Origin of the sequence: Blastococcus brunescens, assembly GCF_035320885.1 — a bacterium.
Lineage (GTDB): Bacteria > Actinomycetota > Actinomycetes > Mycobacteriales > Geodermatophilaceae > Blastococcus_B > Blastococcus_B brunescens.
Genome location: NZ_CP141261.1, coordinates 4,027,674 through 4,041,120 on the forward strand (window position 1 = coordinate 4,027,674; position 13,447 = coordinate 4,041,120).

Annotated in this window: 12 protein-coding genes, 1 tRNA gene and 4 pseudogenes; 10 read left to right on the forward strand and 7 right to left on the reverse strand. The window is 73.1% G+C overall.

The annotated features are described in order from the left end of the window. Positions 1-88: 88 nt before the first annotated feature. Both U6N30_RS27030 and U6N30_RS27035 read left to right on the forward strand, forming a co-directional pair. A complete protein-coding gene (locus U6N30_RS27030; RefSeq protein ID WP_324274696.1) occupies positions 89-595 on the forward strand; it encodes an MFS transporter in 507 nt (168 codons plus the stop codon). Then, positions 484-1,344 carry an MFS transporter gene (locus U6N30_RS27035; RefSeq protein WP_324278490.1) on the forward strand — a complete coding sequence of 287 codons (861 nt, stop codon included), beginning with the start codon at positions 484-486 and terminating at the stop codon, positions 1,342-1,344. Before U6N30_RS27030 ends, U6N30_RS27035 begins: the two co-directional genes overlap by 112 nt. Here U6N30_RS27035 and dcd read toward each other — a convergent pair. Beyond that, the gene (gene dcd / locus U6N30_RS27040; protein ID WP_324274697.1) at positions 1,313-1,900 is read right to left on the reverse strand and encodes a dCTP deaminase; all 588 of its coding nucleotides are present in this window, start codon (positions 1,898-1,900) and stop codon (positions 1,313-1,315) included. The two genes, U6N30_RS27035 and dcd, sit on opposite strands and share 32 nt — an antisense overlap. A 170-nt stretch (positions 1,901-2,070) precedes the next feature. On the opposite strand from dcd, the gene U6N30_RS27045 reads away from it, so the two are divergent. From U6N30_RS27045 to U6N30_RS34685, 3 genes and pseudogenes are all read left to right on the forward strand, one after another. Next, a complete protein-coding gene (locus tag U6N30_RS27045; RefSeq protein WP_324274698.1) occupies positions 2,071-2,496 on the forward strand; it encodes a hypothetical protein in 426 nt (141 codons plus the stop codon). Continuing rightward, positions 2,493-3,320 (forward strand): annotated as a pseudogene (locus U6N30_RS34680) (S8 family serine peptidase); the annotation flags it as partial. The gene U6N30_RS27045 and the pseudogene U6N30_RS34680, both read left to right, overlap by 4 nt. A 964-nt stretch (positions 3,321-4,284) precedes the next feature. Further along, positions 4,285-4,692, forward strand: a complete 408-nt coding sequence (locus U6N30_RS34685) for an IPT/TIG domain-containing protein (protein ID WP_422678149.1) — start codon at positions 4,285-4,287, stop codon at positions 4,690-4,692. 777 nt (positions 4,693-5,469) lie between these two features. Here the strand turns inward: U6N30_RS34685 and U6N30_RS27055 are convergent. Together U6N30_RS27055 and U6N30_RS27060 are read right to left on the reverse strand one after the other, a co-directional pair. Then, positions 5,470-6,435, reverse strand: coding sequence for a PASTA domain-containing protein (locus U6N30_RS27055; protein WP_324274700.1), 966 nt, complete (start codon positions 6,433-6,435; stop codon positions 5,470-5,472). Positions 6,436-6,455: 20 nt separating this feature from the next. Beyond that, positions 6,456-6,608: a hypothetical protein gene (locus tag U6N30_RS27060; RefSeq protein ID WP_324274701.1), complete on the reverse strand. Its 153-nt coding sequence runs from the start codon at positions 6,606-6,608 to the stop codon at positions 6,456-6,458. A gap of 187 nt (positions 6,609-6,795) precedes the next feature. Here U6N30_RS27060 and U6N30_RS27065 point away from each other — a divergent pair. Next, positions 6,796-6,869 (forward strand) — tRNA-Gly (locus U6N30_RS27065). Positions 6,870-7,054: 185 nt separating this feature from the next. Here the strand turns inward: U6N30_RS27065 and U6N30_RS27070 are convergent. Then, positions 7,055-7,923, reverse strand: a pseudogene (locus tag U6N30_RS27070) (putative bifunctional diguanylate cyclase/phosphodiesterase). Between the two features lie 101 nt (positions 7,924-8,024). Next, positions 8,025-9,098: pseudogene (locus U6N30_RS34690) on the reverse strand (diguanylate cyclase domain-containing protein); the annotation flags it as partial. Between the two features lie 257 nt (positions 9,099-9,355). Between U6N30_RS34690 and U6N30_RS34695 the strand changes: the two are divergent. The 4 genes and pseudogenes from U6N30_RS34695 to U6N30_RS27095 all read left to right on the forward strand — a co-directional run. Next, a pseudogene (locus U6N30_RS34695) lies at positions 9,356-9,619 on the forward strand (universal stress protein); the annotation flags it as partial. Positions 9,620-9,648: 29 nt separating this feature from the next. Beyond that, complete coding sequence (locus tag U6N30_RS27085) at positions 9,649-9,888, forward strand: hypothetical protein (protein ID WP_324274704.1); 240 nt, start codon at positions 9,649-9,651, stop codon at positions 9,886-9,888. Between the two features lie 84 nt (positions 9,889-9,972). Further along, positions 9,973-10,422 carry a hypothetical protein gene (locus U6N30_RS27090; protein WP_324274705.1) on the forward strand — a complete coding sequence of 150 codons (450 nt, stop codon included), beginning with the start codon at positions 9,973-9,975 and terminating at the stop codon, positions 10,420-10,422. Next, on the forward strand, positions 10,359-11,657 hold the full coding sequence (locus tag U6N30_RS27095; protein WP_324274706.1) for a GAF domain-containing sensor histidine kinase: 1,299 nt from the start codon (positions 10,359-10,361) through the stop codon (positions 11,655-11,657). Before U6N30_RS27090 ends, U6N30_RS27095 begins: the two co-directional genes overlap by 64 nt. Positions 11,658-11,687: 30 nt before the next feature. Here the strand turns inward: U6N30_RS27095 and U6N30_RS27100 are convergent, their stop codons facing one another. Both U6N30_RS27100 and U6N30_RS27105 read right to left on the reverse strand, forming a co-directional pair. Next, positions 11,688-12,203: a response regulator transcription factor gene (locus U6N30_RS27100; RefSeq protein WP_324274707.1), complete on the reverse strand. Its 516-nt coding sequence runs from the start codon at positions 12,201-12,203 to the stop codon at positions 11,688-11,690. A 223-nt stretch (positions 12,204-12,426) separates the two neighbouring features. Continuing rightward, positions 12,427-13,389: a type III polyketide synthase gene (locus tag U6N30_RS27105; protein ID WP_324274708.1), complete on the reverse strand. Its 963-nt coding sequence runs from the start codon at positions 13,387-13,389 to the stop codon at positions 12,427-12,429. Positions 13,390-13,447 lie beyond the last annotated feature (58 nt).

Sequence of the window (13,447 nt, forward strand, 5' to 3'; positions counted from 1 at the left end):
CGATGGAGGACGATCCTCCGGTGACCGGGACCGCTCCCCGGCCGCGACGAGCTCCCGCCGCGGCCCCGCGCTGATCGCCGTCGCCATCGTGCTGACGGCGCTCAACCTCCGGACGGCGGTCACGAGCGTCGGCCCCGTGCTGGAGGAGATCGAGCGCGGCCTGGGCATCTCCAGCAGCCTGGCCGGGGTCATCACCACCATGCCGGTGCTGTGCTTCGCGCTGATCGGGTTCACCGGTCCCGCCCTGTCGGCGCGCTACCGCGACTCGCACGTGCTCGCCGGCGCGCTGCTCGCCATGACCGTCGGGCTCGGGGTGCGCAGCTCCGCCGACGCCTTCCCCGTGTTCCTCGCCGGGACCGCGCTGGCCATGGCCGGCGGTGCGCTGGGCAACGTCATGCTCCCCGGCCTGGTGAAGCGGCACTTCCCGGGCCGGACCGGCCCCTCATCGGCGCCTACAGCACCGCGATGGGCCTGGGCGCGACCCTGGCCGCCGTTGCCTCGCAGCCGATCGCCGACGCGGCCGGCAGCGAGGGGTGGCGCTGGGGGCTCGTCGTCTGGGCGGCGCCGGCGCTGGTCGCGGCCGGCGTGTGGCTGACCGTCCCGGCTGCCCCCGACGTCTCCCGGCAGGGCCACACGGCCGTCCGGATGCGCTCCCTGGTGCACAGCCCGACGGCGATGGCGATCACCACCTTCTTCGGCGTCCAGTCGCTGCAGGCCTACGTCGTCATCGGCTGGTCGGCCCAGTACCTGCGCGACTCCGGGCTGAGCGCGGCGACCGCGGGGATCCTACTGGGCCTGAACTCCGTCGTCGGCCTGCCGCTGAGTGCCGTCATCCCCTCGCTCACCGTCCGGCCGCGGCTGCAGCGCCCGCTGCTCGTGGTGTTCATCGCCGCCTACGTGGCCGGCTGGACGGGGCTCTGGACGGCGCCGACCGCCGCCCCGTGGCTGTGGATGATCCTGATCGCCGTCGGCATGGGCACGTTCTCGATGGTGCTCACCCTGATCGGCCTGCGAGCCCGGACGCCCGAGACGGTGGCGGCGCTCTCCACCGTGAGCCAGAGCTGGGGCTACGTGCTCGCCGGCACCGGGCCGCTGCTCGTGGGCGTCCTGCGAGGCGCCACCGGCAGCTACGACGGCATGTTCGTCATCGTGCTCACCGGCGTCGCGGTGCTCGCCGTCGCGGGCTGGATCGCCACCCGGCAGGTCTTCGTCGACGACGAGGTGGAGCGGTCCGTCCCCGGCTGGTCACCGTCGGGCCGCTGCTCCGAGGTGCTCGAGACGGCCGGCGTCGAGGTGCCGGCCAGTGCGCACGTCAGCCGGACCGGCGGGTCTCCGCCCGCGTGAAGTTCCGGTAGGACCGGGACGGCGTCGGACCCCGCTGATCCTGGTACCGGGAGCCGTAGACCGCCGAGCCGTAGGGGTGCTCCGACGCGCTGGTCAGCCGGAACAGGCACAGCTGGCCGATCTTCATCCCCGGCCAGAGCGTGATCGGCAGGTTCGCCACGTTGGAGAGCTCCAGCGTGATGTGCCCCGAGAATCCCGGGTCGACGAAGCCGGCCGTCGAGTGGGTGAGCAATCCGAGACGCCCTAGACTCGATTTTCCTTCGAGTCTCGCTGCGAGGTCGTCGGGGATCGAGACCACCTCGAGCGTCGAGCCGAGCACGAACTCGCCCGGGTGCAGCACGAACGGCTCGTCACCCTCGGGCTCCACCGCCGTCGTGAGGTCGTCCTGCTGGATCGCCGGGTCGATGTGGGTGTACCGGGAGTTGTTGAAGACCCGGAAGAACCGGTCCAGCCGGACGTCGATGCTGGAGGGCTGCACCAGCGCCGCGTCGTAGGGCTCGATGCCGAGGCGGCCCTCGGCGATCGCGGCGGTGATGTCGCGGTCGCTCAGCAGCATGGCGCGGAGTCTAGGGACCGGCCGGCTCACCCCTCCGGGCGAACCCGTCCCGACGTCCCTCAACCGGCCCGCCGGACAGGTCGACGTCGTGGAGGAAGACGCGCGTCCGCCCCCGTCCCCGGGGCCGGACACCTCCGGACGGTCCGGTGGGCGGTCACCGGAGGTCCGGGATGACGAGCACGAGGGTCCAGGCGATGGCCCTGGTCACTGCTGCCGTGGCGGGGTACGCGGGTGCCGCGGCCATCACGGCGCTGGCGGCCCCGGCACTGCCGCCCATCGCCATCGCCACCGACTTCGGTCCGGGCGACGGCCTGACGCGCTACGCCCTCACGGCTGCGCCCGGCGCGCTGGGCGACGACCTGCTCGCGGCGCTGGAGGCCGTCCCCGGCGTGGCCACCGCCCAGTCGCTCGGCGACGGGCGCGCCCTGGTCGCGACCGACGGGGTGACACCGGAGCGGCTGGGAGCGGTCCCGGGGTCGCCGCGGTCGAGCTCTCGCCGTCAGTACCGGTCCTCGGCACCGTCAGCGACCCGTACTTCCCGCAGTACGGCTGGAACCTCGAGAACACCGGCACCAACTCCTACCAGCAGCCCGTGACCCCCGTCGTCGACGCCGACGTCGATGCGACCGACGGCTGGGCGACCGGCACCGGCGCGGGGCGCATCGTCGCCGTCGTCGACAGCGGATTCGACTCCGACCACCCGGAGCTGGCCGCCTCCCTGTGGACCAACCCGGACGAGAGCTGCGGCAGCACCGACACCGACGGCAACGGGCTCGCCGGGGACTGCCACGGCTGGAACTTCTACACCAACAGCGCGGACGTCGACAACGGCAGCCTGGGCACGCACGGGGCGAGCGTCGCCGGCGTCATCGGCGGCCGCGCCGGCAACGGCGTCGGGACCGCCGGCGTCGCGCCGGAGGTGACGATGATGCCGCTGGTCATCGGCGGCGGCGACACCGTCGACGTGAACCTCGGGGCCAGGGCCATCCGGTACGCCGTCGACCACGGCGCCGACGTCATCACCGCCTCGTGGGGCGGGACGTTCACCGGTGCGCCCCTGCAGGCGCTGAAGGACGCGGTCGCCTACGCCGCCGCCCACGACGTCGTCGTCGTGGCCGCCGCCGGCAACGACGCGATGAACCGCGACACCGACATCATGTACCCGGCCAGCCTGCCCGACCCCAACGTCATCACGGTCGGGAACTCCACGGCCGGTGACACCGTGTCGCCGAGTTCGGCGTACGGCGCCACCAACGTCGACCTGTTCGCGCCAGGGCACCTGGTGCTCACCACGTGGAACGACGGCGGCGTGCGGCTGGTCAGCGGCACGTCCATCGCGGGGCCCCAGGTCGCCGCCGCCTACGCGCTGTACCGCGCCCAGATGCCCGCTGCCGGGTACGCGGAGGTGAAGCAGGCACTGCTCGACGACGTGGACCCGCTGCCCGCCTTCAGCGGCAAGTCGGTGACCGGCGGCCGGCTGACGATGAGCCGGCTCACCGGCACGCCCACGGAGTCGGCGACCTACGCCTTCACCTCGATGACCTCCCCGGCCGGCGTCGTCTCCCCGGCCATCGGCGTCACCGGCCCGACGACGGCCGGCCACTACTCGGTCGTCCTCGGCCTCGGCATGGAGGACGGCGGCACGATCTGGGCGCTGTCGGGCAAGAGCGTGACCCTCGGCGGGGCCAGCGTCGCCACCGACGACGCCGGTGACGCCGTCTTCCCCTGGGCACCATGCCGGGTCTGGACGGCGTGGGTCTCGCGCCCAGCATGGAACTCGGCGACGGCCGCTACGTCCTCACGGTCCAGACGCTCCGGGACGGCAGCCCGGTGGGCCGCGCGTACGCCGCCCCGCTGCTCGTGGGCACGGCCGTGCCGGCGCCGAGCACCCCGGGTGGGTCCGGCGGCACGACGCCGGAGGGCGACGGCGACGGCCCGGGCACCTCGCCCGGCGGGACCACGCCGCCCGGCGGCAGCACGACCCCGACCGTCCCGGGCGGGGCAGCACCCCGCCCTCCCCGGCCCCGGCACCACGCCGGACGGCTCCGGCAGCTCGCCGGGGAGCACCCCCGGCAGCACGCCCGGGACCACCCCGGACAGCGGCGACCCGGACACCACGGAGCCCGACTCGGGCACGCCGTCGCTGCCCCCGTCGGCACCGCACCCGGCGGTGGCACGTCGCCCGGCTCCGGCTCCACGCCGGGGACGACGCCGGGCACGACCACCCCGGACACCACCGCGCCGGACACCACCGCGCCGGACACCACCCCGGGCACGACCCCGGCACGACTCCTCCGGACGGTTCGACGCCCGGCACGCCGGTGCCCGGCAGCACGCCCTACCCCGAGTACGGCGCCTTCCGGATCACCTCGCTCAGCCCGAACGTGGTCGACGTCGAGGGCGGCACCGTCGTCACCATCGACGGCCTGGCCCTGCCCGCGGACCCGACCGTGCGCATCGGCTCGACGGCCACCGCCACGGTGGTCCGGGCGACGACCACCCGGCTGACCTTCCGCGTTCCCGCGCGGGTGGCCGGCGTCTACGACGTGTCGGTCTTCGCACCGGACGGCCGGTCCACCGTGCTCAGCAACGCGCTCACCTACGCGTCCGGCGTGGGCACCACGCCGGACGACGGGACCGCCGGTTCCCCGGACGACGGCACCGGCGCCACCCCGCCCGGGAGCACGGCGCCGGGGACCCCGCTCCCGGCGGATCCGACCCCGGTGACAGCGGCTCGACGCCCGGCACCGCGCCGGTCGTCCGCACCGGCCCCGGCGGTGAGCGGCTGGTGAGCTCGGCGAAGTTCGGCCGGCTCGGCTCGATCTGGTCGCTGGACTGCTCGTCGTCCTGCTCCGGGGTCGCGATCTGATCCAGCCCTGACTGCTGCGCCCCGTCCGACTTCCCCATGCGGACGGGGCGCAGTGCGTCCCGCCACATCTCGACCGGCCGGGCAGCTGCCGATCACTCCTCCGCAGGACCACCATCGCAGGAGGTCGACGAGCCGGACACCCAGCCGGCGCCGCGGGCGGCACGCGGGGCCCTCGCGCCGTTCGGCCGACGGGCGTCGAGCGGACCTTCGCCGCCGACGCGCTGATCGTCTCGAAGACCGACCCGCCCGGGATCATCACCTACGTCATCGAGGTCTTCCTCCGGGTCAGCGGCTACGAGACGGCCGACGTCATCGGGCAGCCGCACGCCACGAGCGCCGTGGCCGACGCAGTGGCAGAGCGGGGCGGCTCCTACGACGAGCTCATCTGCGCGGTCATCACCAGCGAGGAGAACTGACACATGGGCCTCCGCCGGAGCCGTGGCGCGAACCGCAGCGACGTCGAGGAGCTCGTACCGCGCCTTCGTGTGCACTGCAGGCCGAAGTAGCCACCCGCCAGGGAGACAACCTTGCCGTCCGTGTGACATCGGCGGCCCTGGCGATCTCCCTGCAGGTAGTCCCCGTACTGCACACCGCCCACTCTCCGCCGCCGCGTTAGCGCAGCACACTGAGGAAGCTGTCGGAACTGAGAGCGGCCGCATATAGCGCTACCCGCCGGCTCGGTGCCGGGACATGTGACCGGCTACCCGGCTTGAACAAGCCGCGGCTCCATTCCCGCAGCCCCATAGATGTCACGCATCGCCTGATTCCACTCTTCGATTGCGTCCGCGCGCGCCGACAGTTCACGCGCGAATGCAGATGGGGCTCCCGTATCGACTGCGTCGATCAGCGCCTCACTTGCCACAACCATGCCGGCAAGCGCATTCCGCATCCGGTCGACCACGTCGCCGAGTCGTTCCGCGCCGTCCAGCGAGGCCGGCGGGGACACATCGCGAGTGTTGAGTCCCGATAGGGCCGTGTCGAAGAATTCCCGAGCAGAAATAGCGTTTCGCGCCGCGACCACTGAGTCACCACCGGCAGCGTGGACCGCCTCCGCGTTCTCCACGTACAAGCTCATCACGCCCTGGACCGGCTCGGCGAACGCCTCGTCGATATCCGTCGCGTACGAACGCGCATCGTTGGCCCGCTGCTCGGCGTCCGCGGCCGCTTCCTCCTCCTCCTCCCTCGCGGCCTGCGCTTCACGATTCTCTGCCTCCTGAGCCGCGCTCTCCGCCGCCTCTCGCTCTGCTTCCGACTGCTCGAGTGCGAAAGGCGAGTCCGCCGGGATTCGGGTCAACACCTCCTCGTCGTCTTCATTCCCGACCGAGAGCTTGATTGTGGTATCGGTGTCTACGTCACGGGTCCCGGCTGGCGGATCTTGCTCAACGACGACCCAGTTGGCGTCACGCCAGATCGAATCCTCCTCACCGATCACGTCGATGTCTTCGAAGTTTTCGATGCCGAGTTCTTCGAGCTCGTTGTGCGCGACATCGAGCCGCATTCCGACCACGTCCGGCATCGCAGCCGTCGAGCCACACGCAGTCACCGCGAAGAGGACCGAGCCGAGTGCGAGTATTGTTGACCCGCGCCGGACTGCGCCACACGTGCGCAGCCGGTGGCAGTAGCGAATGCGCATCGGCGTTACATCCCTAACGGACTCTCTCGGCACCCGTTCAGCCTAGTGCGTCGTCACAGCAATCTTCGCCGGAACAGCGGTCCGGTGGCGACACGGCGAAAATCCCAGATGGTGCTGCCGTCGGCCCAAGGCATGTCGGTGCTGTGAATCGCCATCGTGACGTTCAGCAGCGCCGATCGGGCGCGGGACGTGCTGCGCAACTGCAACGCCGCCAGCTACTGCTCGCCGCGTACGGCTCTCTCCTTCGGGCGACCGATACGTGAGCGCGCGAGATGGAGCCCGGACCCGGAGCCGGCTGCAACCCCACGTACGCTCCGTGTACTCTCTTCGAGATTGCTCGTTCGGCCGCTGACCGAGAGCTGCGACGGCATAAGCGCAGGTCAGAGCGTCAATGCGGGTGTAGTTCAATGGTAGAACATCAGCTTCCCAAGCTGACAGTGCGAGTTCGATTCTCGTCACCCGCTCCACGCGCGAGGGCCCCGGTCGCTGACCGGGGCCCTCGCGCTTCGTCGTCCCGGCCCGGCTGCGCCGCCGCCGTCCGGGCGTCCTCCCCACGGTTCCGGGTCCTCCCCACGGTTCCGGGTCCTCCCCACGGTCGACGGTGCGGGAGGACCCATGGTGATCAGGGAACCTGATCACCATGGGACGGCGGTCAGACGACGGGGACGGACCCGTCGTGGATGGTGCCGACGCGGTCCAGCAGCTCGCTCATCTGCTCGCCGCCCATCGGCCGGGCGTAGTGGTAGCCCTGCGCGATGTCGCAGCCCAGCGCACGCAGCGCCGCCACGTGCTCGGCCCCTTCGACGCCCTCCGCGACGACGGTGAGCCCCAGGTTGTGGCCCAGGTCGATGGCGGTGCGCACCAGGACGGCGTCGTGCGATGCGGTGGTCATGCCGAGCACGAACGAGCGGTCGATCTTCAGCTCGTCGACGGGCAGCCTGCGCAGGTGGGCCATCGACGTGTAGCCGGTGCCGAAGTCGTCGATCGAGAGCTTCACACCCAGGTCGTGCAAGCGCTTCAGGACGTCCGTGCAGCGCGTGGCGTCGCCCATGACCGCGCTCTCGGTCACCTCGAGCCGCAGCAGCGCGGCCGGCACGCCGTGCTCGGTGAGCAGTCGCCCGACCAGGTCGGGCAGGCCGGCGTCGAGCAGGCAGCGGGTGGACAGGTTGACCGCCACCGGGACGGCGTGGCCGGCGTCGGACCAGAGCCGCATCTGGCGCAGCGCCAGCTCCAGGACGTGCTCGGTCAGCCGCAGGATGATGCCGGTGCCCTCGGCGGCCGGGATGAAGTCGCCCGGGGGATGAGGCCCTGGACGGGGTGCTGCCAGCGCAGCAGCGCCTCCAGGCCCTCGATGCGCTCGCCGTCGAGGGTGTACTTGGGCTGGTAGTTGAGGAACAGCTCGCCGGTGATGTCCAGGGCACGGCGGAGGTCACCGAGCACGCTGAGCCGCGCCGGTGCGGTGATGTGCTCGTCGGGCTGGAAGACCACCGCGCCGGCCTTGAGCTCCTTGGCCACGTACATCGCGATGTCGGCGTTGCGCAGGAGCACCTCGGTGTCGGTGCCGTGCCACGGGAGACGACGATGCCCACGCTGGCCTCCACGTCGAGGGCCACGCCGTCGACGTCGAAGGGCTGGTGCAGGGCCTCGCGCAGCCGCTCGGCCACGTGCTCGGCCTCCGCGACACCGTCGACGAGCGGCAGCAGGACGGCGAACTCGTCCCCGCCGAGCCGGGCGACGGTGTCGCCCTCCCGCAGCACCGACTTCAGTCGCGGGCCCACCTGGCGGAGCAGCTTGTCGCCGTAGGTGTGGCCCAGGGTGTCGTTGATCTCCTTGAAGCGGTCCAGGTCGATCAGCAGCAGGGCGACCTCGCCGTCCGCCCGGCTGGCGGCGGCGAGTCCCTGGTCGAGGCGGTCGCGCAGCAGCTCCCAGTTGGGCAGACCGGTCAGGGCGTCGTGCGTGGCCTGGTGGCGGTCCCGCTCGGCCGAGGTCTGCAGGGCCTCGGTCTGGCGGCGGAGCTTTTTCGACGCCGCCGCGATGAGGCGGAAGACGACGAGGTAGAAGACGGTCAGGCTGGCGGCCAGCGCGATCGTCATGGTGCGGACGTCCTCGGCGGCCGCGGCGGCGACCGGCGCGTACGGGAGGTAGAGCTCGATGACGCCGTCCGGCCGGTCCGTCCCGTCGTACTGCAGGGGCACGTAGACCTCGAGCAGCTGGTGGGCGCCGTTCTCGCTGGTGGCGCTGTCGTCGGCCGAGTGCGCGAAGCCGGAGACGACGTAGCCGTCGAGCGCGGCACCCAGCTCGCCGGAACCGGACGATTCGCCGACCAGCTCGGGGTTCTCGGAGTGGTAGACGATCGTGCGGTCGCGGTTGAAGATCTTCAGCTCGACCGGGTCGAACGCGGCGAGCGCGAGCCCCGCCGTCCCGAACTCCTCGGCGGCCTCGTCCACGACGTCCTCCACGTCGGCCAGGCGGGCGGCGTCGAAGCCGGCCTCGAGGTCGGCCGGGGTGAACTGCGGCTGGAGGCCCAGGCGCACCGCCATGAGGGCGGCGTCCTCCGCCTGCTGGCGGGCGCGGTCCTCGATGGCGGTGCTCAGCACGGCGGAGAGCACCGCCCCGACGGCGACCGTGAGCAGCAGGCTGACCACGCCGAAGCGGGTCAGGAGGCTCGTGCTGCGCAGCCGCCGGAGAAGGGTCATGCCTGATCGATCGGGTCGCGCACGACGTTCCTTGAGTCGGCATGCTCACTCCCCTCTCCGGGGTGATGTCGCCGTCCCCGCGGTTTCGGCGGCGCCACCACGTGCGCCGCCCGCACTCCGGCAGCGTCCCCACTCCGTCACGCAGCGTGCGGACACGCACAAGGCGAGCAACGGAACGACGTCGGTACGCCTCGTTCCGGGTGCCGCCGGGCCCTTGGTCCCTGGGAGTCCACCGGCCGCCCCACCACGATGCCGCCATGAGCGAGATCCGTTCCCCGGGAGAGCCCGAGCCGGCGGACGCGGTGCCGCTGCCCGCGATCCCGCCGGCGCGGACGGGCGAGCAGCTCGGGGCCGGCGTCGAGCCGTTGCGCCTACCTCCGCTGCTGCCTCGCCGGCCGAACCCGTGGCTGATCGTCGAGGTGGACGGGTCGTCGACGGCGCACCGGGCCCTGGTCTGGGCGCTGCGCGAGGCCGCCCGCCGGGAGGCGACCGTCGTGGCGGTGCACGTCCTCGACGATCCCGAGGGCGACCCTCTCGGGGGTCCGGGCGGGTGCACCTGCGCACCCGGGTCGCCGCGCACGACCGGTTGGATGCCCACGTCCTCCGGGCGATCGCGGAGACCGGGGTGCAGGGGCGCAGCCGGACCGCCGTGCTCGAGCGGTGCGTCTTCGAGGCCCTCACCGCTGCCACCCGGGGAGCCGACCTGGTGGTGGTCGGCGCCCGTGGCAAGACGCTGCTGCGCCAGGCCGTCCCCCGTCCCGTGACCCGCCGGCTCGCCCGTGGCGCCTGAGCACCGCTCCCCGCGCCGTCGCGGGGCGAACCGGCCGCTCCCGAACCGCTTCCCGCCTCCGGCTGGGGCTCCTACCGTCGGGCCGTGCCCCCGCCCGACGCCCCGGACCTCCCTCCGGACGGCGCCGCGAAAGCGCCGCCAGGCGACGTGCGCGGGGTCCCGGCCCTCGCCGCCGCCCTGCGCGCCGTCGCCTCGGGCAGCCAGCTCGAGGCCACGCTGCGCGACATCGTGCAGGCCGCTGTCCGGCACGTCGACGCCACCTACGGGGCGCTGGGGGTCCTCACCCCCGACGGGCTCAGGCTCGACCGCTTCGTCGTCGTGGGCATGGACGCCGACGACCGCGACCGCATCGGCCGGCTCCCGGAGGGCCGGGGCATCCTCGGTCTCCTCGTCGCCGAACCGACGACGCTGCGGCTCGACGACCTCGGCCGGCACCCCGCCTCGCTGGGTTTTCCTCCGGCCACCCGCCGATGCGCTCGTTCCTGGGCGTGCCGGTCCGCGTCCGGGAGGCGGTCTTCGGAAACCTCTACCTGACCGAGAAGCGCACCGGCGAGCCGTTCACCCCGGCCGATGCCGAGGTCGTGCAGGCGCTGGCCGGGGTCGCGGGCCTGGCGATCGAGAACGCCCGGCTGGCCGAGCAGGCCGAAACCCGCCGACGGTGGGACCAGGCGGCCACGGAGATGGCGACGGCGCTGCTGTCGGGAGCCGATCCCGAGGACGTGCTCCGGGCGGTGTCCACCCGGGTGTCGGTGCTGACCGACGCCGACGTCGCCGGCGTCCTGGCCGTGAGCCCGGACCAGCCGGAGAGCCTGACCATCCTGGCCGCGGCCGGCCACGCCGCCGACGACGTCGAGGGCGTCCGCGTCCCGCTGACCGGCACCGACCTCGGGACGATCCACGAAACAGGAGGCGGCCGGCTGATCGAGGACATCAGCACGATGCCGTTGGTGGGCACCCGGGCGGCCGTCGTCGTCGAGCTCACCGAGGGGTACGGCCCCGCACTGGTGGCGCCGCTGGGCACCGGCACCGCCGGCGGCCTGCTGGTGGCCCTGCGCGCGGCCGGGCGCGCGCCGTTCTGCCCGGAGGAGCTCGACCTGCTCGAGTCTTTCGCGGCGCAGGCCTCCGTGGTGCTGGAGCTGGCCCGCTCCCAGCAGCGCGCCCGCCGGCTGCAGGTGCAGGCCGACCGGGAACGCATCGCCCGGGACCTGCACGACCACGTCGTCCAGCGGATATTCGCCACCGCACTCGCGCTGGACCGGCTCGGCCGCTCGCTGGAGAGCGACCGCGGCGACGTCGCGGCGGCGCTGTCGGAGCGGGTGGAGGACCTGCACGGGACCATCGCCCGGATCCGCTCCTCGATCTTCGAGCTGCACGAGCCCCGGGACGCGTCGACGGCCGCCTTCCAGAGTCGGCTGGCCGAGATCCTGCGCTCGGTCACCGACGGGCACGAGCTGCGCCCGGACCTGCGCATCCGGTGCGACCACGACGAACTCCCACCCGCTCTCGTCACCGACCTGGTCGCCGTGGTCCGGGAGCTGGTGACCAACGTGGTCCGGCACGCCCGGGCGCGGCGCGTCACGGTCAGCGTGGAGGTCCGCGACACCGCGTGCGTGGTGGTGACCGACGACGGGCGCGGACTGCCACCGGTGACGGTGCGCAGCGGGCTGGCCAACCTCGCCGACCGCGCCGAGCGGCGCGGTGGGGCGATGGCCTGCACGTCGTCGCCCTCCGGCACCGAGATCCGCTGGACGGCGCCGGTCCCTGCCTGACCCTCCTGTGCCCGCCTGCCTCCGGTCATATCAGCCGCCGCGGTCGCCCGCACCTCGATCACGCAGCTCGGTCGCCAGGATGGCCGCCTGGGTGCGCCGCTCAAGGCCGAGCTTGGCGAGCAGATGGCTGGTGTAGTTCTTCACCGTCTTCTCGGCCAGCCCCATGCGGGCACCGATCTGACGGTTGGTGAGGCCCTCGCCGATCAGCCCCAGCACGCTGCGTTCCTGATCGGTCAGGAGCGCCAGGCGGTCACCGCGCACCGCCGCGGATCCGGGCGACCGGGACACCGGCGCCGGCACCTGGTCGAACAGCGTTCCGCCGCCGGCCACGGTGCGCACGGCCGAGATCAGGGCCGGTCCGCGTACCTGCTTGAGCAGGAAGCCGGAAGCGCCGGCCCGGACAGCGGCGTCGAGCGCCTCCTGCTCGGCGAAGCTGGTCAGCACCAGGCAGCGCACCTCCGGCATCCGGTCGCGCAGGCCACGGCACAACTCGGCGCCATTCCCGTCGGGCAGGCGCATGTCGACGAGCACGATGTCCGGGCGCACGGCCGGGATCCGCGCCAGTGCCTCGGCGACCGAACCGGCCTCCCCGTCACCGTGATCCCGGGATCGTCCTCCAGCACCTCCGCCACGCCCCGCCGGACGACCTCGTGGTCGTCGACGAGGAAGACCCGGACCGGCATGACTGGGGACGGCACCGGCGGCCACCTCCTCACGCCCCGTGACTCCCATCACGGAGCGTAGGCCGTCCGACGGCGCGGCGGGAGGGTCAGGCGGGCAGGAGCAGCGCCGCGTAGAGCGTCAGACCGGGGCCGAAGGCCATCACCACGACCGGGCCGTCGACGTCGGCCATCTCCTCCAGGACCAGCAGCACCGTGGCCGACGAGCAGTTGCCGTGCTCGGCGAGCACCCGGCGCGAGGTCGCCATCTGCTCCTCGACCAGGCCCAGCTCGTCGCGGACGACGTCGAGGATGCGGGGACCGCCGGGATGCACGGCCCAGCCGGCGACGTCCTCGATGCGCAGGCCGGCGCCGCTCAGCAGCTCCTCCACCACGCCACCGACGTGCCGGGACAGCACGTCGGGCACCCGCGGGGACAGGCCCATGCGGAAACCGAGGTCGGTGACGTCCCAGGTCATGTGGTCGGCGGTCGACGCGTCGGTCCTGGCCACCATGCCGGCCACCCGCCGGCCCTGCCCCCGCCCCGGCTCGAGGACGACAGCAGCCGCGGCGTCGGAGAACAGGGCGTGCGCGACCACCTGCTCGAGGTCGCGCTGCGCCGGCTGGACGTGCAGGCTGGTCAGCTCGCAGCAGAGCAGCACGGCCGGCCGGGACCGGGCGACGACGAAGTCGCTGACCGCGGCCAGGCCCGGGATGGCGGCGTAGCAGCCCATGTGTCCGACCAGCAGCCGCTGCAGCCCCAACGGCATGCCGAGGTCGCTGGCCAGCCGGATGTCCAAGCCGGGGGTGGCGTACCCGGTGCAGGTCGCCACGGCGAACAGGCCCACGTCGCCCGGCGCGAGACCGGCCGCGTCGAGCGCACCGGCCACGGCCTGCTTGCCCAGCGGGAGCGCCTCCTGGACGTAGCGCTCCATGCGGGCGCCGGTCCCCCACTGGCTGAGGTCCTCGTCCATCGGGCTGGCCACCGCGTGCCGGCGTCGCACCCCGGCACTCTGGAAGATGCGGTGCGCCGCGCGCACGCCCTCGTAGTGGCGGGCGAAGTACCCTCCCACACGGCGTCCTGGTCGAACGTCGCCGGGAGGGCGGAGCCGATCCCGGTCACGACCGCGC

Excerpts from the sequence above, each read along its gene's own strand:
- U6N30_RS27045 (WP_324274698.1), top strand. The coding sequence starts at position 2,071 with ATGACGAGCACGAGGGTCCAGGCGATGGCCCTGGTCACTGCTGCCGTG.
- U6N30_RS27095 (WP_324274706.1), top strand. The coding sequence starts at position 10,359 with ATGCGCTCGTTCCTGGGCGTGCCGGTCCGCGTCCGGGAGGCGGTCTTC.
- dcd (WP_324274697.1), bottom strand. The coding sequence starts at position 1,900 with ATGCTGCTGAGCGACCGCGACATCACCGCCGCGATCGCCGAGGGCCGC.